The organism is Dysgonomonas sp. PH5-45 (genome assembly GCF_029893235.1).
GTDB lineage: Bacteria > Bacteroidota > Bacteroidia > Bacteroidales > Dysgonomonadaceae > UBA1309.
Genome location: NZ_JARXWE010000008.1, coordinates 1 through 21,372 on the forward strand (window position 1 = coordinate 1; position 21,372 = coordinate 21,372).

Below are 21,372 nucleotides of genomic sequence, written 5' to 3' on the forward strand. Positions count from 1 at the left end.
AAAAGTAAGGTCCACTGCCGGACTACTCATACATACGATGGGCAAAATTGCCATCGCTTTTATTTATCTAATTTTTTAAATACTGATTCGCATTAATAATGTAAAAACAAAGAAAGATGAAAGAAAGAGATTATGGTTAGCATCTGTAAGGCTACAACTAAAAGGTCTATGACCTACCACTAAAAAAATTCAATAGTAACAACCCGGTGAGCGGGACTATCCACCCCGCTTACCATTTTATCAATTTCTCATTATGACAAAAATTAAGAAAGCCGAGAGCAATCGAGCTTGCTCGAAATTGCCGAGGCGTATCAAATTTTATGTAAAGAAAAAAGTTCTTATGTCGGCAGCCTTTGTCTTGGCTGCTGTTTCAAGTGCATTCGCACAAGGTAATGGTGTTGGTGGTATCACAGAAGCCACTAATATGGTGACAAGTTATTTCGATCCGGGGACAAAATTGATCTACGCCATTGGTGCTGTGGTCGGTTTGATTGGGGGCGTAAAGGTGTACGGAAAATTCAGTTCCGGTGATCCCGATACAAGCAAAACGGCTGCCAGTTGGTTCGGTGCTTGTATTTTTCTTATCGTTGCCGCTACCATTCTGCGCTCATTCTTCCTTTAATCAGCTTCATACAGAAAAGAGTTATGGAGTTTAATATCAATAAAGGGATAGGCAAGAGTGTGGAGTTCAAGGGTTTGAAATCGCAATACCTTTTCATTTTTGCAGGGGGCTTACTTGCCGTCTTCGTGGTTTTTGTCATCATGTATATGATTGGCATTGACCAGTGGATTTGCATAGGCTTCGGAGTAATCGCTGCATCGGTATTGGTATGGATGACCTTTAACCTGAATCAGAAATACGGGGAACATGGTTTAATGAAACTCATGGCTGTAAAACAGCATCCCCGTTATTTGATAAACAGGAAAACTCCGCACCGCCTTTTCAAAAAGAAAAGAAAGGGGGTAGCGTATGCGTAATATAATGAAAGCGGCGACTATCGAAAGTAAGTTCCCGTTACTGGCTGTTGAACACGATTGCATCATTTCCAAAGATGCAGATATAACGGTTGCCTACCATGTGGAGCTACCGGAACTGTTTACCGTTACCAGTACCGAATACGAAGCGATACATTCGTCATGGGCGAAAGCGGTAAAAGTGTTGCCTGAATACAGTGTGGTGCATAAGCAAGATTGGTTTGTGCGTGAAACATATAAACCTGCAACCGATAAGGATGATATGAGTTTCTTATCCCGCAGTTTTGAAAAGCACTTCAATGAAAGACCGTTCCTGAACCACTCGTGTTTCCTGTTCCTGACTAAAACGACTAAAGAGCGAATGAGAATGCAGAGCAATTTCTCATCGCTTTGTCGTGGGAACATTATTCCCAAAGAGGTCAATAAGGATACAAGCGTGAAGTTTTTGGAAGCCGTCGGACAGTTTGAACGGATAATGAACGATAGCGGATTTATCCGTCTTACCCGTATCAGTTCGGACGAGATAACAGGAACAGGCGAAAAACCGGGACTTATTGAAAAATATTTCTCCCTGTCGCTTGATGACACAACCTGTTTGGAAGACTTGGAATTGGGAGCCGACGGGCTTCGGGTTGGAAGCAAACACGTTTGCCTACATACGCTTTCGGATGCAGAAGATCTGCCCGGACGTATCGGTACGGATATGCGGTATGAAAAACTATCGACCGACCGGAGCGATTGCCGTTTGTCTTTCGCTTCTCCTGTTGGGTTGCTTCTTTCATGCGACCATATCTACAATCAATATCTGTTTATCGAAGACAGTGCGGAAAACCTGCGGAAGTTTGAAAAGAGCGCAAGGAATATGCAGTCGCTTTCCCGCTATTCAAGGGGCAATCAAATCAACAAAGAATGGATTGACCAATACCTGAACGAAGCACACAGCTTCGGGCTGACTTCAATCAGGGCGCACTTCAACGTAATGGCATGGAGCGATGACGTGGAGGAACTGAAACATATCCGCAATGATGTGGGCAGCCAGTTGGCTCTTATGGAATGTAAACCACGCCACAACACGGTGGATGCAGCCACTTTGTACTGGGCAGGAATGCCCGGCAACAGTGGGGATTTTCCTGCGGAAGAATCGTTCTATACATTCATTGAACCTGCTCTTTGCTTCTTTACTGAAGAAACGAACTATCGGAGTTCGCCCAGTCCGTTCGGTATCAAAATGGCTGACAGGGTTTCAGGAAAACCTCTTCATGTGGATATTTCCGACCTGCCGATGAAAAAAGGAATTATCACGAACCGTAACAAGTTTATCTTGGGGCCTTCGGGTTCGGGAAAATCCTTTTTTACCAATCATATGTGCCGCCAATATTACGAACAGGGAACACATATCGTATTGGTGGACACAGGTAACTCGTATCAGGGACTTTGCAACTTGATTAACCGCAAAACGAACGGTCAGGATGGAGTGTATTTTACGTACACCGAAGAAAATCCCATTTCATTTAATCCTTTTTTCACGGACGGTGCGCCCATAAGGGTGCGTAATAAATATCTCTTTAGCAAGAGATTAGGTTAGAGTTCAAATTTCAAAACAATGAAAAGAAAACCTACTTCCAACCGACTTATCCTAAGGGGAAACCTAAGGGGGAGTGTAGCATGTCGGCAAAGCAATAAGTCAACTAATTGTCATGATGCGACTGAATTGCGAGGAAGAAAGATAGACATGAGGATGAAACCTGATTGGTTGAACGATAGTCCTGTGGCAGCTGTAGAAGCTATGACGGAAGACAGTTACATACGTCATACTGTGGTACCCTTTCCAAGTCGTCTGGGGGAAAGGGCTGGAACTAACCACAGCACAACCGCAATAAGCGGGATAAAGGATGAACGTCGCATCCGACAGTCTATCAAGCTAATAGTTATTACGCATACTAAATGGGGATTGCCTAAACCGAAACGCCGCAAGGCTATAGAGTTTGCTCTTGAATATTCGGCATGGCAACGGAGCTTCCATAGTAGTCCGAGCAAGGGAAAGCCCTGTACATGGCGAAGGGAAGCAGCTGATAATTTTAGTACAAATCAAAGGAAAACGTGAGAGACGTATGAGAAATCCAGAGAAAGTATTAAACACTCTATGCTTACACAGCAAAGTTTCGGACTATAAGTACGAAAGGCTGTATCGTATTCTATTTAATGAAGAGATGTTTTTCGTTGCCTATCAGCGCATACACGCTAAACAAGGTAACATGACATCCGGCACAGACGGTAAGACAATTGACCAAATGAGCATTCAGAGAATAGAATGTCTTATTGAAAGTCTTAGAAATGAGACTTACCAACCCCACCCGGCAAGGAGGGTATATATTCCTAAAAAGAACGGTAAAAGTCGTCCATTGGGAATACCTTCTTTCGAGGATAAGTTGGTACAAGAGGTAACACGCATGGTCTTGGAAGCCATATATGAGGGGTATTTTGAGAGCACTTCGCATGGCTTTAGACCCTATAAAAGTTGCCACACTGCACTGACACAAATTCAACGACAGTTTACGGGAACAAGGTGGTTTATCGAGGGAGATATTAAAGGCTTCTTCGACAACATAGACCATAACATTCTGATAGCAATTCTTAGTGAACGAATATCAGATGAACGTTTCCTAAGACTTATCCGAAAATTCCTCAATGCAGGGTACATTGAAAATTGGAAGTATAACCGTACTTACTCGGGAACGCCCCAAGGTGGTATCATTAGTCCAATATTGGCAAATATTTACCTTGATAAATTCGACAAGTATATACGTGAGTACACAGAGAAATTCAATGTGGGAATAAAAAGACAACGTAACGCAGCCTACTTCCGAGTGAATACCAGAGCGGTAAACCTAAGGAAGATGCTTAAATCCGAAACCGACCCTTGTGTAAAAGCAGAACTTGCAGAAAAGGTTAAAAGCCTACAGTTGGAACTGCGTACTCTTCCTTGTAGTCACGAAATTGATGAGAACTACAAAAGAATGAAATATGTGAGGTATGCAGATGACTTCCTAATCGGGGTCATCGGTTCTAAAGCAGATTGCGAAAAGATTAAGGCAGAAATTGCACAGTACATGAGCGATACCCTTAAACTTGAATTATCAGCAGAGAAAACGCTGATAACACATGCGCAAAAGACTGCAAAATTCCTCGGATACGAAATCTCTGTAAGAAAATCCTCTGCGATGAAACGTAATCGTAAAGGTGTTCTTCAACGAGACTTCAACGGAAGAGTTATGCTCTTGCTGCCAATGGAAACCGTAAAGAAAAAGCTGAAAGATTACAATGCCATAAGTTTTGAACAAACTAATGGATGCGAAGTCTGGAAGCCTAAATCACGGTCATACCTGACAGCAAAGAAGCCACAGGATATACTTGCCCAGTACAACTGGGAAATACGTGGTTTCTACAACTACTATCGTATTGCTAATAACGTGTCTGCAACATGTTCCAAGTTTGGTTACATCATGGAGTACAGTATGTACATGACTCTTGCTCAAAAGCTACGAAGCTCAATAAGCAAGGTAATGAAACGATTCTGTAAAGACAAGCAATTTATAATTCCATATACGGATGAAAAAGGGCGACGTCAATATCGAATCTTCTATGACGGAGGCTTCAAACGACAAAACGGATTCACAGATAGAAACTGCGATACACAGCCATTTACAGTGTTAGCACCTTTCCCAACATTGGTAGAAAGACTTAAAGCCAAACGTTGTGAAGTCTGTGGAGCAGAAAGTCTGATAGTCATGCATCATGTTCGTACACTCAAAGCTCTGTCAACAGAGTTTGAATGGGATAGAATCATGCTAAAAAGAAGACGTAAGACTATTACCGTTTGTGAAATATGTAACGCTAAAATACAAGAACATGGCAAATAGAGTGAATTTATCAGTGGAGAGCCGTATACGCGGAGACGTGTACGTACGGTTCGGGGGCAGGTTCTCGGAAACCTACCGCAGTAATGCGGTAAGGCGCCGAGTGCCGAGCCTACATAATGTTTTCGACATTGAAAAGCGTGAGAGTATAAAAACGCTTATCCTTACCCTGTGGAAAAGGGATAACGAGCCGCCCTCACGAGCGGAGGAAGTAGCCCTTTCTAATGCAGTCAGCCTGTATATAGACCGTCTGAAGTATGATAAAACGGTAGTTCCGTCATTCAATACATTCTACGAATTTGTACAGACCGATTATGCCGCTATCCTCGATGCAAAGAAAGTAAGGGAAAAGGATTTCGATATTGCCAACTTCCTGAATGTACTTGAACCGTACTATCGTGGGGGCGAATATGATTTCCTATTGAACTCGGATAAGCAACTGGATTTATTGTCTAAACGCTTCATTGTCTTTGAGATTGATGCCATAAAAGACCATAAAATCCTCTTTCCTGTGGTTACAATCATTATCATGGAAGTTTTCATAAATAAGATGCGCTTATTTGCTATTACATTAATTTACAAGCATTTAATAAACCGCAAAAGTAGAATAGGTAATGATTTGGAAACGAGCGAACTTCTTTGCTCTGCTTAGTTTTTCCATTGTTTCAAATAACTCTTCACGACAAAAATACAATTTATTTTCTAAATATACTTACTACTAAGTAAAATTGTTTATATTTGCACCATGAATGATACGAGAAGTGAAATAATGCGATTAGCAGGCGAACTGATTAGGTCTATAGGATATAACTCTTTTAGTTACGCTGATATATCTAAGAAGTTAGATATAAAGAATGCTGCTATACACTACTATTTCCCTTCAAAATCCAATTTGGGAGTAGAAGTAATCAAGGAAAACCTACTTGCCTTTAATGAACTGATAGCGAAGTGGAAAAAAGAGGATTATAAAAAACAGTTTGCTAATTATATTCATATGCACGATAGCTTCATTAGTAAGAATTGGGTATGTGTTGTTGGTGCATTAGCCCCGTCATATGATACTTTACCTGAAGATATGCAGAAAGAGTTGGAGAGATTAGTTAATACGATTTTGGAGTGGCTGACTGATTTGTTAGAAAAAGGAAGAGAGAGTAACGTTTTCTCTTTTACTGAAACATCAAGAACAAAAGCCTTCATGATTCATTCAGCATTACTTTCTTCTTTGCAAATGAATAAGGTCTTGAAAAATGACGTATATAAATCTATTCAAGAAGGATTGTTGAATATCTAAAAAAATTTACCCAACAAACTTACTTATTAGTAAGTAATTAAAATGAAATAATAATGAAACAGATTGATTTTTTAAGAGAACAAATAGTGGAGTCAAGAACCTTTGTAAATCGCTTGATTTCTGAACTTCCCAAAGAGTTGTGGTATGAAATTCCAGAAAACACCGATTCTAATTTTATATGGCAGGTAGGTCATTTACTGATAAGTCAAAACTTTCATGCCATTACGTGCATCACAGGAAGAAATAGTAAAGTGTCTGATTTGATACCAATAGCCGATTATGTTAGAATTTTCAACGGTATGGGGGCATTGCATAGGTCAGTTGAGAAAGACATAATCCTACCGTCTGAACTTATAGAACAGTTTAATGCAGTAAATGAAATATGTATTGAGAATCTTTCCAAATTAGATGATGATATTTTATCCCATGATTTAGAACCTATTCCATTTAAGCATCCGGTAGCCAATACAAAATATGATGCGTTATCATGGTGTTTCAAGCATGAAATGTGGCATAGTGCAGAAATGGAAGCCATTAAATTAGCTCTAAAACATCCTATTGTGTGGATGAAATAGTAGTATAGAAAGTCATTCAGCATAATACAAGACTCCGGTCTGATTATTAATATCACATTTAATTTTTATGCTTATGAATGAATTATTAAGAGAGAGGTTAGTCAGGTTATTATCTGACCCTACACAAGTCACAAACGAAGTAATGCACAGTGCCTATGAATGCTTTATGAAAAAAGTAGAAACTGTCAGCCAATCCGAAAACGGCTACTCTGAAATCTTTCGGAAACTGAATAATACTCGTATCGAGTTAGTATTCATAGAATCGCTTTATCGGTACGGGCAGGAAAAAAAATGCCCTGAAATTTGCCTATCTTCAAAAGGCTTTAGCCCTTGTCAATTCTGAATTAGAACTACTAAACCTCAAAATTCGGCATCCCGAACAGTTCCGACAATCCAATCAACCAACATTTCAATCCGACCTTTATATTCTCCCCAAGTCGAAAGACTTGGGGATTGTTGCTTTGGCTGAGATTGTAATAGCTCTTTTCTTCTCAAAGAAAGTATTCCAACAAAACGGAAAACCCGCACACCTGAACCAAATTGCAGATGCTTTTGAAAAGATATTTAATTGTAGTTTCGGCAGTATCTACGACCAACAGAAAAAGGTATTCGACCGTAAACCGTTCAATCGGACGAAAGCCCTCGACTTCCTGCGAAACCTCATAATCCGAAAGGATAAAGAGGGTAAGAACTGACAAGATGAAAAATAACCGTTTTGCAATAGCTTAAATATAAGCGAGTTGTGAGAAACTTTCGGGGGAGTAGTTAGCTACTCCCCTTTTTCTGCTTCCTCGTTCTTCCGTCCTTTGCTTCGTCAATGCATTGAAGTAAGTAGTATTAATTTGAAAAACGACGTAAATCATGTATATCAATAATGAAGATTTTGAAAAATGGATGCAGGAGCTATCCAAGAAATTGAGTGGAATCGGTCAGGACTTAAAATCACTCATCAACACTAAAGAAGTATTTGACCCTGATGAGAAGCTACTCGATAACCAAGATTTGGCTTTTCTTCTCAAAGTGAGTTATAGAACTCTGCAACGATACAGAAGCAGTAAAAAGCTACCTTTCTTCATGGTAGCTCATAAGACCTACTACCGGACTGCCGATGTTCGGGAGTTTGTCCGTTCTCATATGGATTTTCAAACCTATCAGGATTTTGAAAAGAAACATCCGAAACGTAAAGACGAGGATAATAAAGACAAGAATGATGAATGATTCTGCTTTTTATGTTCTAAGCAGAATAGCGCAAGCGAATGAAGGCTTGTTTTAATTTACGCCTTCAAAGCAGCTCCGCATTTAGCAGAAACAACTTCGCCTCTCGGCTTTGTTCGTTTCGCTAAATTGAGCAAGAGGGAACTGGACTTTGTCCTGTTCTTCCTCTTGCCCTGCGGGGCAAAGCCCTCGGCTTTAGCGGTTTAGTATAAACCACTATAATTAGTCCAATAATTAGCCTTTTGTATTTATTGCTAATTATCAGACATTTAATAACATGAAATTTCATTAAAAAGTAATTATCATGAAAGATGAAGCCCAAAAGATAATATATACTACTGTTTCCATAGACAAGGAAACAGGGCGTTTAGTAGAAAAGATATGTAAACGCTATTCGCTGAAAAAGAGTGAAGTTGTAAAGTTGACATTCGGATATATTGACAAGGCTCATATAAACCCTGCCGATGCTCCCGAGTCGGTAAAATCAGAACTTGCCAAGATTAACAAACGACAGGATGATATTATCCGCTTCATTCGCCACTACGAAGAAGAACAACTCATCCCGATGATACGAACAAGCCATTCAATAGCCGTTAAGTTCGATACGGCTGTCGGAATCCTGACGGAAAAAGTAAATTTGGAAATAAGCACCTCAAAAGATAACCTTGTCAATGTACTGAAAAAGTTGGACGAGCATTTCGGCAAAATAGCGGTGGTAATAAATAACCAGTCCGCAAACCTTGATAAACTATCTGCTACTATCGACAATCATTCCAAGACGATTAATAGCCAAAACCAGGTACAACAAAGGAATAATCAGAAGCTATTGAAACTGATTTCCCTTTATTCGGAGCTTGCAACCTGCGGAGTAATGGACGGCAAGCGGAAAGAGAACCTAAGAGCCGAAATAAACGACCTGATAAACGAGTAACTCATGAATATAGATTTCCCGCCACCGTCCAAAGGCACATATAATAACGCAGGCAGTAGCCGAAAGCTGGCAAACTACCTTGAACATGAAGATATGGAACGTATGGAACAGGGAATCTATACCGAAGGTTTTTTCAACCTGACAGATGATAATATCTACAAATCACAAGTTATAAAAGACATAGATAGCAATATCGGTAAGCTATTAAAAACGGATGCGAAGTTTTACGCTATCCACGTCAGCCCGTCAGAAAAGGAGCTTCGGGCAATGGGGAATACGGAACAGGAGCAAGCCGAAGCCATGAAACGGTATATCCGTGAAGTGGTCATTCCCGAATATGCCAAAAACTTCAACAAAGGGCTATCGGCAGAGGATATTAAGTTTTACGGCAAGATACATTTCAGCAGGGACAGGTCAAACAACAGCTTAAATATGCACTGTCATTTGATTGTGAGCCGAAAAGACCAATCCAACAAAAAGAAAATATCTCCGCTTACCAATCACAAGAACACCACGAAAGGAATGGTTAAGGGCGGTTTTGATAGGAAGAACCTGTTCCAACAGGCAGAGCAGGGATTTGATAAACTATTCGGCTACCAACGCCAACTAACTGAAACCTTTGAATACTGCAACACGATGAAGAACGGCAGTATCTCCGAACAACTTAATATGCAAGAACGCCAGGTAGCCTATGAAAGAAAAAATACAGATATGCAGACTGGCAAGAATACAGATAAGCAGGAAGAACTGAATGAAAACAAGGTTGCATATAAACAAAACGACAACTTTTCAAACGATATTGAAAGTAAGCAAAGTTTCAATCTCCCTGATTTGGGTTTATCTTCTGCATTGGGTTTGCTTACTCCTGATACCAATAAAGAGGAGGAGCAAATTCCTATGAAAAAGAAAATAAAGAAGAAGCCGAAGCGAGGATTCAGACAATCATAAACTGCAGATATATGAACGAGTACGAAGAAATCAGAAAAGAAATAGATAGCTACCTGATGAGGCAGTTTAAGTACCGTCTTTCCCTTGTGTATCTCACTCCTGATAATATTATAGTTACCCGAAGAAACAAGCGGGTAGATTTGTATTTGCGCATTCGCCGAGTAGCAAGTATATTTCCTCCTGACTGCCTGATTATAGCCCGAATTTGCTTCCGAAAAGAACGTATAGGGAATGGAGCATATTTTGTTAGTTTCCTTTCAGGAATAGCCTTAAAATACGGTTTTAGGCATATTGGAATAGAATCCGTCAATGAAAAAAGCCGTTCATTTGCCGAGAAGTTGGGTTTCTACTCAATAGACGGCTTTAACTATGCGGTATCGGTAAAGAGTTTAATATCTTATTTTCAAAATAAAATTTAATGTAATCCTTTATTTATCTGTGCACAAAGGTATATTCCAAGAATGAAACGTCAATGCCAAGCCCTACGGGTTTGGAAGAATTTCTTCCTTTTTGCTTCACAAAAAGAGTAAATTCCCCCAAAGCATTGCCCTATTCATTCTTTCCATAAGATGGGTGTTTAACAGATAAAAAAAGGAAAAATATATGCTGTGGATTGGTCGGATAGAAAGTATTTCTGTTGCAATTTTGGCTGATTTTCAAATATTTGCTAATTTTGCAGAATAAAGGTTATCTCAATTACTTTGAGACTTGTCCTTTTTTACATTGTGTGGTTTGAACAAATTATTGCACAATACTATGAGTTGCGTAATCTTAAAACAATATAGCAAATGGATAGAATCATTGAAAGTTTTATAGAAGATTTTAAAATTGACTTTAACTACAACTTATCAGACAAATCAAAACTGTTTGAGCATTTTGTAAACTATGTCTTAATTTCAAAAATTTACCCAGAGCGTTCCTCATTAGATAAGATAAATGTTGGAGGAAACAGAAATCCAGGAATTGACGGACTAGCTATAATGGTGAACAACCACCTTGCGACATCTAAAGAAGAAGTTGACTACTTTATTCAAGATACTGACGCTTTAGAAGTAGAGTTTAATTTTATACAATCCAAAACATCAGATTCGTTTGAATTAGGAAGTATAAGCACATTCATTGCTTCTGTAAAAGAGTTTTTTGGGAATGGAGAGCTTTTGTTTGAAGACGAATTATTAAACCTACGAGACCTTAAAGACTACATATATAAAAATAGTATAAAAATGGATAAAAGTCCATCTTTGAAATTATACTACGCCACAACAGGCAAATGGCTAAATGACATAAATCTACAGACTATTATTAACTCTGGCATAAAAGATTTGAAACAATTAGATATTTTTTCTGACATTAAATTTCTACCAATTGATGCGGATAAATTAAAATCTCTATATCGTGAAATAAAAAATAAAATCACAAAAGAAATTATTTTTGAAAAACACACTATATTACCCAAAATGGGTAATATTACGGAATCTTATTTGGGGATATTACCAGCCGCAGAATTGGTTAAAATTACAAGTGATGATGATGGGGAATTGATAAAAACAATTTTTTATGATAATGTAAGGGATTTTCAAGGATTTAACAAAGTCAATACCGGAATACGAAATACAATTATCGAAAAGAAAGGGGATGATAAGTTTGTTTTACTAAATAATGGAATTACTATTGTAGCAAAATCTTTAAACAAAGTAGGAAGTGCATTTAAACTTTCTGAATTTCAAATTGTTAATGGCTGTCAGACATCTCATGTTTTGCATCATATTAAAGAACAAATAACTCCAGATGTTTATATACCATTAAAACTAATAGTGACTGACCACGATGATACAATTAATGATATTATCAGAGCAACAAATAGTCAAACTGAAGTAAAAAACGAGGCTTTTGAGATTTTAAAACCTTTCCACAAAAGACTTGAAGAATTTTACTTGACATTTGAGAAAGATGAAAATAAAAAATTATATTATGAAAGGCGTTCACGGCAATACTTTGGAATAAAATCAAAAAATGACAAAGTCATTGGTCTTTCAAACCAAATAGCTTCATATATTGCGATGTTTTTAAATGAGCCTCAAAGTACACAACGATATTTTGGTGAACTATTAAATTCATATAGCAATAGATTATTTTATGAGAATCATTCTCTGTATCCTTACTATACAAGTAGTCTTGCATTGAATGTTTTAGAAGATTTTTTCAGAGAGAACAAATTGAAGCAAACTTCAAAACGCTATAAATATCATTTGATATTAATGTTTAGAATCCGTATTGCCGGTGAAAAAATTCCAATGAACTCAAGTAGCAACAAACAAATTGAAAGCTATTGCAACAAGATAATGGAAGCTTTATGGGATAGAAAAAAGGCATTGGAAACATTTAAAATTTTAGAAACGAAACTAGAGGAAGTCCTAAAACAAACAAAAATTCTTCATAGAAATGCTCACCAAACTAGAGCTTTTACGGAAGAACTAATTCCGACAGTGAAAACGAATAAAAAATTCGGAAAATTGACTTATTATGATTTCCAAAAAGGTTTTGGTTTTATAAGAGTTGACAATACAGAAGAAGATGTTTTTGTTCATTATACGGAATTGACAAAAATTCAACAAAATGAAATAATGCCTGGGCTTAAATTGACATTTGATATATTTCAATCACATAAAGGTCCACAGGCAAAAAATGTGGAAAAATCTCAATAAACATCTACGGAATAAATGTTGGTATAAGTAGTGGTAAAACTTGCAAGTTTTATCCCATGCGAAATACACTGATATGCTTAACGTTACCTTTTGACTAAGGACTATACCGCAGGATAATGAAGTAACATTTACAGACAGAGCCGTCCTTTGCGAGAACGGCTCTGTCTGTAAATTGTAGTATTACCCGATTAACTACGCGCCAGCAGATAATCATCTTTAATCTTTTTGGATAACACTTGCATATCTTCCTCAATCTTAGCCCCTGTAATCTCCGCATAAATCTGTGTCGTTTTGATATTCCGATGCCCCATCATTTGGCTAAGTGTTTCAATCGGAACACCTTGCGACAGGCAGACAGTCGTTCCGAACGAGTGACGGCTCATGTGAAATGTGAGCTTCTTATCTAATTTACAGAACTTTCCGATTTGTTTGGTATAGGAACAAACCACGTTCATACAAAGCATTTTGAACACTTTACCGCCCTCGCCAGTTCCCTCATACTTCCGAATGATTTCTTTCGGTATATCCAACAGCGGAACAATAGATTCCGTATTTGTTTTTTTTCGTTGAATGCTTATCCATTGATTGCCTTTGCTATCCGTCAATATCTGTTCTTTGCGTAAACTCTTTATATCACAGTAAGATAATCCCGTAAATACCCCGAAAATAAACATATCCCGCACAAAATCGACACTCGGTTTATCTATCGGGGTAGTCATTATCTTTTCTATTTCTTCACTCGACAGCCATTTATGTTTGCTTACAGGTTGGTCGGGAACATAGCCGAAGAACGGATTCCGTGTAATGATTCCTTTGTTCATTGCCCGTTTTATCAGTTTCCGCAAGAAAACGATATGTTGCATTACGCTACCCGTTGTCATACGTTGTTCTGTTTTCAGGTATAAGTCATAATCTTCAATAAATGAGTATTCCAACTGGTTAAAAGGGATATCTTCTTTTTTGTACTTCCCTTTGATGAAGCGGGACAGGTTCATGTAAGCATTTACATACGACCTGTATGTAGCAATAGTATGATTGATACCGATACTTTTTTCTATTTCTGCGGTTGCTTCTTCCAATTCCTTTAGTAATGTAGTCGGTTCTTTAGCAATTCCTAAAACAGCGTTTTTAACCCGTTCTGCGGTAATATATCCGTCTTTCTCGACCATTCGGGCATAATGCGTTTCGATTGCCGTAGAAAGCTCCTTTAATTCCCTGTTTACCTTTAATTCGTGCATGCTCTTTCCTGTGGAAAGTCCTGCCTTTGCATCCCATAGTTCGGGAGCGGTTTCCAGTCCCGTACTGAATTGGGAGATACCACCGTCCAACGTGATGCGACCCATTACGGGGCATAATCCGTTTTTCTTTGTTTTATTCCTGTTGATATAGAACAGGTGTTTGAATGTACTGCGCATTATATTCTGATTTTTATTGTTATTACTGATAATTATTGATTTACTGCCGTTTCTTCGGATTGCTTGATAAGACTGAATTTTCCCGCTATCCGTTTGGATAGCTTTTTCATATCGTTTGTGATTTTCTGTGTGGAAACAGTAGCGTATATCTGGGTTGTATGAATATCCCGATGCCCTAACATACGGCTGACGGTTTCAATGGGAACGCCCTGTGAGAGGCAGACCGAAGAAGCAAACGAGTGCCTGCCCTGATGAAATGAAATGCTTCTTTCAATCCCGCATATTTCGGCTATCCGTTTAAGGTTTATATCTGCGGTCGTGTATTTAAGCAGGGGAAACACCTTTTCGTCTGTACGCTCTTTTTCATACTTTCTGATTATCTGTACAGCTATATCCAACAAACGGATTCGGGAAACCGTTCCCGTCTTTTTTCGTGCCGTTACTACCCACAGGTTGCCGTCATCGGTAGTAACAAGTTCTTTTACGGTCAACTTCCTTATATCGGAATATGCCATGCCCGTGAATGCTGAAAAAATGAACAAATCACGGGTAAGATTGCGGAAATAAGCATGAAAATCGGTTGACATGATTTTCTTTAGTTCCTCATTTGTCAGATAACGGTGTACACTTTTACCCCTTACTGGTTTATACTCCACAAACGGGTCTGCGGGAATATAGCCTTTATTGACAGCTATACGGACGATTTTACGAAGCGGTACGATATAATTCAATATGGTATTGGGTTTCATCTTTAATTCTATCCGTAAGTAGAAATCAAAGGCTTCAATAAAGGCGAAGTTCAGTTGCCTGAAAGACATATCCCGAACATGATATTTCTTCAAAAGGAACTCCGATAGGTGACGATAAGCGTCACGGTATTGTCTGTAAGAACTTTCTTTTCGGTCAATGCCGACACGTTTACTGTAAACTTCGTTATGTTCGGCAAACATTTTCATAAGGGTTTCCTGTGCCGATGCGATGCCCTGAAAGGCGTTCTTCACTTCTTCGGCAGATACCCGACCTTTGTTCTGTATTAATTCCTTGTAATGCTTGTTAATACTAAGATTGATTTTATCAATCTTACGGTTTACGTCCAATGCGTGGTGGCTTTTGCCGTCCATTCGCCCCGCTTTAGCGTTCCATTTGGAAGCATCGGCTTCGAGTTTTGCGCTGAACTGTGCCATTGTCCGACCAATGGAGATACGCCCCATGACAGGACACAGCCCGTTTGTTTTTGACTGGTTCTTTTTCAGATAGAACAGCACTTTCAATTCTTCTTCCATTTTACTCACTTTTTACTGGTTACAAAATTATTTCCTTAGTGAGCTATTTGAAGAATGGAAAACACAGACAGTCAGCGACTAACAATGACAGTTGTTACCTATCCGTTACCTTTTTCTTTTCATCGGTGTAAATTAGTCCGATTTTCTTTGATTTACTGTTTGTTACCTAATTCAAAATAGGTAATGATTTAGCAACGGAACTCCGTCCTGAACTGTCTGTTTTTGGCATTTTTGCCTGTCCTGATAGATAGACATCAAACGCCAATCATCGCTGATTTACAAAGAGTTGCTTCGTTTGTCCGTCATTGGCTTTTCTACTGGTGGGTTTTATCAACAAGATGCGCCGTTTACAGGGTATCCGCAAGATGATATTGATTGAAGAAGCATGGAAAGCGATTGCGAAAGAGGGTATGGCAGAGTACATTAAATACCTCTTTAAGACTGTTCGTAAGTTCTTCGGCGAAGCTATTGTCGTTACGCAGGAAGTGGACGATATTATCGCTTCTCCCATTGTGAAAGAGAGCATTATCAACAACTCCGACTGCAAAATCCTGTTAGACCAACGCAAATACATGAACAAGTTCGACAGTATTCAGGCGTTGCTCGGACTGACCGAAAAAGAAAAGTCGCAGGTGCTCTCTATCAATATGTCTAATGTTCCCAGTCGTAAATACAAAGAAGTGTGGTTCGGTCTGGGTGGTGTACAATCGGCTGTCTATGCCACAGAAGTTAGTTTGGAAGAGTATTACACGTACACGACGGAAGAATCCGAAAAACTGGAAGTGATGCAGCTTGCCGAAAAACTGGACGGGAATATGGAACTGGCGATTAAGCAAATTGCCGAGAGCAAACGACAGGAATAGCCATGAAAAGAAAAAGATATATGCCGGCTATGGCACTGCAAATATATACCTCTTTTCCGCTTCGTGATATATGCGGGACATGGGAAAGCCTTTGTGGTTCTCCAACTATTAGGATTTACCATGATGGTAGTCGATTCCGGTTGCAGTTTATTTACAAACACGATACGGCGTTTACCGTCCCACTCATCCAATGTTGGGGATATACCTTTTTCAATTTCTACGGTATGATACGCATTGCCTACGATTGTGAGCGGGATATGCTCCTGCTCACTACCGAAGGCGAATACAAAAGAGTGTACGATTAAGGTACACAAAATCAATAATCAATAATCATTAAAAAATAAAAAGTATGAAACGAATATTTATGTGCCTTGTAGTGGCACTTTCTATGTTTTCTTTTCAGGCAAAAGCACAATGGGTAGTAACCGATCCGACGAATTTAGTGCAAAACATTGTCAGTGCGGTACAGGGTACTACAACGGCAACCAACATGATAAGCAATGTGCAGGAGAGTATCAAAATCTACAAACAAGGTAAGGAATACTACGATGCCCTGAAGTCTGTTCACAATATCATAAAAGATGCCCGCAAAGTAAAAAAGACCATTGAAATGGTCAGTGAAATTACCGAAATATACGTGAACGGATTTAATAAAATGCTGAGTGATCCTAATTTTTCCGCCAATGAGTTGGTGGCTATTTCAGCAGGCTATGCCAAGCTGTTGGAAGAAGGGGGAGCATTGGTAACGGATTTAAAGAACATAGTTGCCGGAAGTAATGGGCTTTCCCTTTCCGACAAAGAACGTATGGATGCGATAGACCAGATTCATAATCGAATGTTGGAATACCGCAACTTGACTAAGTATTTTACCCAAAAGAGTATTTCGGTTTCGTATCTCCGTGCCAAAGAGAAGAATGATACAGACAGGGTGTTGGCTCTTTATGGAACACCTTCTGAAAGGTATTGGTAATCAAAAAAGAAGTCAGACATGAATTTTGATAACCTACACCAGATTTTACAAAATCTGTATCAAGACATGATACCTCTTTGCAGCGACATGATTGGAGTTGCAAAGGGGTTGGCGGGACTGGGAGCTTTGTTCTATGTGGCACACAGGGTATGGCAGGCATTGAGCCGTGCCGAACCTATTGACATATTTCCTTTGCTACGACCTTTTGCTGTTGGCTTGTGTATAATGTTTTTCCCTACAATCGTATTAGGAACTATCAACGCTGTTTTATCGCCTGTCGTAAAAGGGGCGCATACGATTATGGAAAACCAAATAACAGACGTACAGGCATTGCAGGCAGAAAAAGATGCACTGGAATACGATGCCCGTGTGCGTGAGGGCAAAGCATGGATGGTAGATAACGAAGAATGGGATAAGAAAATGGAAGAACTCGGAATGTGGGATACGCCCGAAATTATTATGATGTGGAGTGAACGTGCATGGTACGATATTAAAGAATGGTTTCGACAGTTGATTCGGGATTTCTTTGAGTTGTTGTTCAATGCTGCTGCCCTGACCATTGATACACTCCGAACATTCTTTCTTGTCGTATTAGCCATTTTGGGGCCTATTGCGTTTGCCTTTTCCATATATGACGGATTTCAGGCCACGCTGTCCCAATGGCTCACACGCTATATAAGTATCTACCTCTGGCTACCAATTTCCGATATTTTTTCCGCTGTATTATCTAAGATACAGGAATTAATGCTTCAACAGGACATTGCCCTATTGAGAGATCCAAACTATATCCCTGACGGTTCAAACGGTGTGTATATCGTATTCCTGATTATAGGAATTATCGGATACTTTACTATCCCGACAGTTGCAGGTTGGATTATCCAATCGGGAGGAGCAGGTGCATACGGAAGTGCAGTAAACAAAACAGCAAGTAAAGCGGGTGGTATTGCCGGAGGAGTTGCCGGATCGGTAGCAGGTAATGTCGGCGGTCGCTTACTCGGTAAATAAGCGACGAGCCACCGCAGGCAATTAACAATTAATCTAAAAAATAATGGAGTTCAAAAGTTTAAAAAATATTGAAACAAGTTTCAAGCAAATAAGGATTATCGCCATTGTGTTTGTCGTATTGTGTGCCGGAATTACCGGATATGCAGTCTGGAACTCATTCAGCTTTGCTGAAGCACAACGGCAGAAAATCTATGTATTGGACGAAGGAAAATCGCTTATGTTGGCTCTCTCGCAGGACTTATCACAAAACCGTCCTGTGGAAGCCCGTGAGCATGTGAAACGGTTCCACGAACTGTTTTTCACGTTATCCCCCGATAAAAGCGCCATTGAATCGAATATCAACAGGGCATTGTTCCTTGTCGATAAAAGTGCATTCAAATATTATCAGGACATGCAAGAGAAAGGCTACTACAACCGAATTATATCGGGAAATATCAATCAGATTATTCAGATTGATTCCGTAGCCTGCAACCTCGATGCTTATCCTTATAAGACTACTGTGTATGCAAAGCAAATGATAATCAGGGCAAGCAACGTAACCGAACGTAGTTTGGTTACACGCTGCGACCTTAGAAACTCTGTCCGGAGCGATAATAATCCGCACGGCTTTATCATGGAACGCTTTGAAATAATCGAAAACAGGGATTTACGAACAATAGACCGATAAACCATGATAAAGAAAAAACTTACAGCCGTAAGGGACTGGATGGAAGACGGTCTGCGGTCATTGTTGGGACAGATAACGCCCGACGGACGGATTATTATAATCCTTGTAATGCTTTTTGTATTTGGTGCTGGTTCAATTTACATGACGGTTTCTTCCATATATAATATGGGAAAGAAAAGCGGTCAGGAGATGCAGATAGAACATATCAAACGCTTGGAACTGGAGCATACGCAAAAAGCAGATAGTATAAACCAAATAAACAGATTTGATTATGAGTAATGCAAATGAAGGTAACGAACCGAAACCGGACGTTACAGAAAAAAAGAAAGAGGGAAAGCCCAAAAAGGAACTTACCCCACAAGAGATTCAGAAGCGGAAAAAGATGCTTGTCTATCCCTTGTTCGTTTTGCTGTTCATCGGGTCAATGTGGCTCATTTTTGCTCCTTCAGGCGATAAGGACGAACAGCAACCCGACGGCTTCAACTCCGAACTGCCTATTCCCAGAGATGAAGCAATCGTAGGGGATAAACGGACTGCCTATGAGCAAGAAGCCATGCAAAACAAGCAAAACGAGAAAATGCGGAACTTGCAGGACTTCGCTTTTATGCTCGGAGAGGAAGAAAACCGCAAAGCACAGGAAGTAAACACTTCTATTCCGTCCGACAATCAGGAAGTGCCAAGTAATAATCGTACTCCACAAACGGGAATCCAATCGTCGGCTCACGCCTATCAGGATGTAAACCGACAGTTGAATGACTGGTATGAACAACCTGTAACAAAGGTAGATGACCATGCGCAGACAGAAATGGAATCCCGTATTCAGGAGTTGGAAAAGCAACTGGCTGAAAAATCGGCTGCTGACCAACAACTGGAACTTATCGAAAAATCCTATGCGATTGCAGCCAAGTATATGCCCAATACGCAGGAACAGGCGCAAACAGCACCGGTAACCGATATACGTGAGAAGGTTGTTCCGAAGCCTGTTTCACAGGTACATCAAAGTGTTGTTTCGCTTTTGGCTGCTCCGATGGAGAATGATGAGTTTTTGGAGCAATACGGTAAACCCCGAAATATGGGATTTATCACGGCTGCCGGAAACGAAGCAGTAACGGATAAAAACAGCATCAGGGCTTCGGTATATCAGACTATTACTCTTTCCAATGGAAAAGAATTACAACTACGTTTATTAGAACCCATGCGAGCCGGAAATATGCTGATTCCTGCTAATACAATTCTTACCGGAAGTGCAAAGATTGGTGGGGAACGCCTGCACATTACCATTACCTCAATCCAATATGCAGACAATGTGATACCCGTTGAAATGGAAGTGTACGACATGGACGGTATGCAGGGGATTTCTGTTCCGAACTCGGACGAAATAACCGCAATGAAAGAGATTGCCGCCAATATGGGTACGTCGATGGGTAGTAGTATTACCATTACGGACGATGCGGGTTCACAGCTTGCTGCCGATTTGGGGAGAAGCCTGATTCAAGGAACATCGCAATTCTTCAGTAAGAAAATGCGTGAGGTAAAAGTTACCCTGAAAGCAGGTTACAAAGTTTTGTTACTCCCGAAAGCATAAGTAAAACAATCAGGGCGAAAGCTCACCACTAAAAAAATCCAATAGTAATTAACAATTAAAACAATTTTCGTATGAAACGATTTCTTTTAATGATTGCGGTATCCGTATGTGTATTTACCGCCAACGCACAGGAAGTAGTTGAAGAAAAAGCTACTGTAACACAAACTAACCCCTCTACGGGCGATTATTTTGAAGGTCTAACCAGACCGCTGACCTTTAATCGGATGATACCTCCGTATGCACTGGAAGTTACTTTCAGCAAAACGGTACATATTATTTTCCCATCTGCAATCCGCTATGTAGACTTAGGTTCTGCTGACCTGTTGGCAGCCAAAGCAGACGGGGCGGAAAATGTTCTCCGTGTGAAAGCTGCTCTTCGGGATTTCTCCCGTGAAAGCAATCTGGCGGTTATTACTGAAGACGGTGCATATTATACTTTTAATGTAAAATATGCCGATGAGCCTGTAAAATTGAGTGTCGAAATGACCGACTTTATCCACGATGGGGAAGCGGTAAACCGACCGAATAACGCAATGGAGATTTACATGAGGGAGCTGGGAAGCGAATCGCCGTTACTGGTTAAGCTGATAATGAAGTCTATTTACAAAAACGACAATCGGGAAATAAAGCATATCGGCTCTAAACGCTTCGGTATTCAGTACACACTCAAAGGAATTTACACGCACAATGGCTTGCTTTATTTCCACATGCAACTCAAAAATTCCTCCAATGTACCCTTTGATGTGGATTACATTACTTTCAAAATAGTTGATAAGAAAGTAGCCAAGCGTACCGCTATTCAGGAACAGGCAATCACGCCATTGAGGGCGCACAATAATCTGACATTGATAGGGGGTAAGAGAACGGAACGGGTGGTGTTTACCTTGCCGAAATTCACGATTCCGGATGATAAGCATCTGATTATTGAACTGAACGAAAAAGAGGGCGGGCGGCATCAGTCGTTCGTGGTTGAAAATGCCGACCTCGTGAGAGCCAAAGTTATTAACGAACTGAAAGTTAAATAACC

Annotated in this window: 21 protein-coding genes and 3 pseudogenes; 22 read left to right on the forward strand and 2 right to left on the reverse strand. The window is 39.8% G+C overall.

Annotated elements, in window-relative coordinates:
* Positions 1–340 precede the first annotated feature (340 nt).
* The 14 genes and pseudogenes from M2132_RS04345 (at position 341) to M2132_RS04410 (ending at position 12,557) form a co-directional block, all read left to right on the forward strand.
* Positions 341–622 (forward strand): DUF4134 domain-containing protein, encoded by a 282-nt coding sequence (locus M2132_RS04345; RefSeq protein ID WP_280671872.1) that lies wholly within the window; start codon positions 341–343, stop codon positions 620–622.
* A gap of 23 nt (positions 623–645) precedes the next feature.
* Positions 646–978, forward strand: a complete 333-nt coding sequence (locus M2132_RS04350) for a DUF4133 domain-containing protein (RefSeq protein ID WP_280671719.1) — start codon at positions 646–648, stop codon at positions 976–978.
* Positions 971–2,533: pseudogene (locus tag M2132_RS04355) on the forward strand (TraG family conjugative transposon ATPase); the annotation flags it as partial. The gene M2132_RS04350 and the pseudogene M2132_RS04355, both read left to right, overlap by 8 nt.
* A gap of 45 nt (positions 2,534–2,578) precedes the next feature.
* Positions 2,579–3,079 (forward strand): hypothetical protein, encoded by a 501-nt coding sequence (locus tag M2132_RS04360; protein WP_280671721.1) that lies wholly within the window; start codon positions 2,579–2,581, stop codon positions 3,077–3,079.
* Between the two features lie 7 nt (positions 3,080–3,086).
* Positions 3,087–4,895, forward strand: a complete 1,809-nt coding sequence (locus M2132_RS04365) for a reverse transcriptase/maturase family protein (protein WP_280671723.1) — start codon at positions 3,087–3,089, stop codon at positions 4,893–4,895.
* A gap of 115 nt (positions 4,896–5,010) precedes the next feature.
* Positions 5,011–5,448 (forward strand): annotated as a pseudogene (locus tag M2132_RS04370) (conjugal transfer protein TraG); the annotation flags it as partial.
* 189 nt (positions 5,449–5,637) lie between these two features.
* On the forward strand, positions 5,638–6,183 hold the full coding sequence (locus M2132_RS04375) for a TetR/AcrR family transcriptional regulator (RefSeq protein ID WP_280671725.1): 546 nt from the start codon (positions 5,638–5,640) through the stop codon (positions 6,181–6,183).
* Positions 6,184–6,236: 53 nt separating this feature from the next.
* Complete coding sequence (locus M2132_RS04380; protein ID WP_280671727.1) at positions 6,237–6,758, forward strand: DinB family protein; 522 nt, start codon at positions 6,237–6,239, stop codon at positions 6,756–6,758.
* A 461-nt stretch (positions 6,759–7,219) separates the two neighbouring features.
* On the forward strand, positions 7,220–7,453 hold the full coding sequence (locus M2132_RS04385; RefSeq protein WP_280671729.1) for an RteC domain-containing protein: 234 nt from the start codon (positions 7,220–7,222) through the stop codon (positions 7,451–7,453).
* A gap of 166 nt (positions 7,454–7,619) precedes the next feature.
* On the forward strand, positions 7,620–7,976 hold the full coding sequence (locus tag M2132_RS04390) for a helix-turn-helix domain-containing protein (protein WP_280671730.1): 357 nt from the start codon (positions 7,620–7,622) through the stop codon (positions 7,974–7,976).
* Positions 7,977–8,277: 301 nt separating this feature from the next.
* Complete coding sequence (locus tag M2132_RS04395) at positions 8,278–8,904, forward strand: BfmA/BtgA family mobilization protein (protein ID WP_280671732.1); 627 nt, start codon at positions 8,278–8,280, stop codon at positions 8,902–8,904.
* A 3-nt stretch (positions 8,905–8,907) separates the two neighbouring features.
* Entirely contained in the window at positions 8,908–9,852 is a 945-nt protein-coding gene (locus tag M2132_RS04400) for a DUF5712 family protein (RefSeq protein WP_280671733.1), read from the forward strand.
* Between the two features lie 11 nt (positions 9,853–9,863).
* Positions 9,864–10,271, forward strand: a complete 408-nt coding sequence (locus M2132_RS04405) for a GNAT family N-acetyltransferase (RefSeq protein ID WP_280671734.1) — start codon at positions 9,864–9,866, stop codon at positions 10,269–10,271.
* Positions 10,272–10,640: 369 nt separating this feature from the next.
* The gene (locus M2132_RS04410; protein WP_280671736.1) at positions 10,641–12,557 is read left to right on the forward strand and encodes an AIPR family protein; all 1,917 of its coding nucleotides are present in this window, start codon (positions 10,641–10,643) and stop codon (positions 12,555–12,557) included.
* A 188-nt stretch (positions 12,558–12,745) separates the two neighbouring features.
* Here the strand turns inward: M2132_RS04410 and M2132_RS04415 are convergent, their stop codons facing one another.
* Together M2132_RS04415 and M2132_RS04420 are read right to left on the reverse strand one after the other, a co-directional pair.
* Positions 12,746–13,972 (reverse strand): site-specific integrase, encoded by a 1,227-nt coding sequence (locus M2132_RS04415; protein ID WP_280671738.1) that lies wholly within the window; start codon positions 13,970–13,972, stop codon positions 12,746–12,748.
* A 32-nt stretch (positions 13,973–14,004) separates the two neighbouring features.
* Entirely contained in the window at positions 14,005–15,255 is a 1,251-nt protein-coding gene (locus tag M2132_RS04420; RefSeq protein ID WP_280671740.1) for a site-specific integrase, read from the reverse strand.
* 326 nt (positions 15,256–15,581) lie between these two features.
* Between M2132_RS04420 and M2132_RS04425 the strand changes: the two are divergent.
* The 8 genes and pseudogenes from M2132_RS04425 to traN form a co-directional block, all read left to right on the forward strand.
* Positions 15,582–16,118: pseudogene (locus M2132_RS04425) on the forward strand (TraG family conjugative transposon ATPase); the annotation flags it as partial.
* 2 nt (positions 16,119–16,120) lie between these two features.
* Positions 16,121–16,423, forward strand: coding sequence for a DUF3876 domain-containing protein (locus tag M2132_RS04430; RefSeq protein WP_280671742.1), 303 nt, complete (start codon positions 16,121–16,123; stop codon positions 16,421–16,423).
* Positions 16,424–16,467: 44 nt separating this feature from the next.
* Entirely contained in the window at positions 16,468–17,088 is a 621-nt protein-coding gene (locus M2132_RS04435) for a DUF4141 domain-containing protein (protein ID WP_280671744.1), read from the forward strand.
* An 18-nt stretch (positions 17,089–17,106) separates the two neighbouring features.
* On the forward strand, positions 17,107–18,093 hold the full coding sequence (gene traJ, locus M2132_RS04440; RefSeq protein WP_280671746.1) for a conjugative transposon protein TraJ: 987 nt from the start codon (positions 17,107–17,109) through the stop codon (positions 18,091–18,093).
* Between the two features lie 43 nt (positions 18,094–18,136).
* Positions 18,137–18,760 (forward strand): conjugative transposon protein TraK, encoded by a 624-nt coding sequence (traK, locus tag M2132_RS04445; RefSeq protein ID WP_163304872.1) that lies wholly within the window; start codon positions 18,137–18,139, stop codon positions 18,758–18,760.
* Positions 18,761–18,763: 3 nt separating this feature from the next.
* Complete coding sequence (locus M2132_RS04450; RefSeq protein ID WP_163177588.1) at positions 18,764–19,039, forward strand: TraL conjugative transposon family protein; 276 nt, start codon at positions 18,764–18,766, stop codon at positions 19,037–19,039.
* On the forward strand, positions 19,032–20,345 hold the full coding sequence (gene traM / locus M2132_RS04455; protein ID WP_280671751.1) for a conjugative transposon protein TraM: 1,314 nt from the start codon (positions 19,032–19,034) through the stop codon (positions 20,343–20,345). Before M2132_RS04450 ends, traM begins: the two co-directional genes overlap by 8 nt.
* A gap of 71 nt (positions 20,346–20,416) precedes the next feature.
* Positions 20,417–21,370: a conjugative transposon protein TraN gene (gene traN / locus M2132_RS04460; protein ID WP_280671753.1), complete on the forward strand. Its 954-nt coding sequence runs from the start codon at positions 20,417–20,419 to the stop codon at positions 21,368–21,370.
* Positions 21,371–21,372 lie beyond the last annotated feature (2 nt).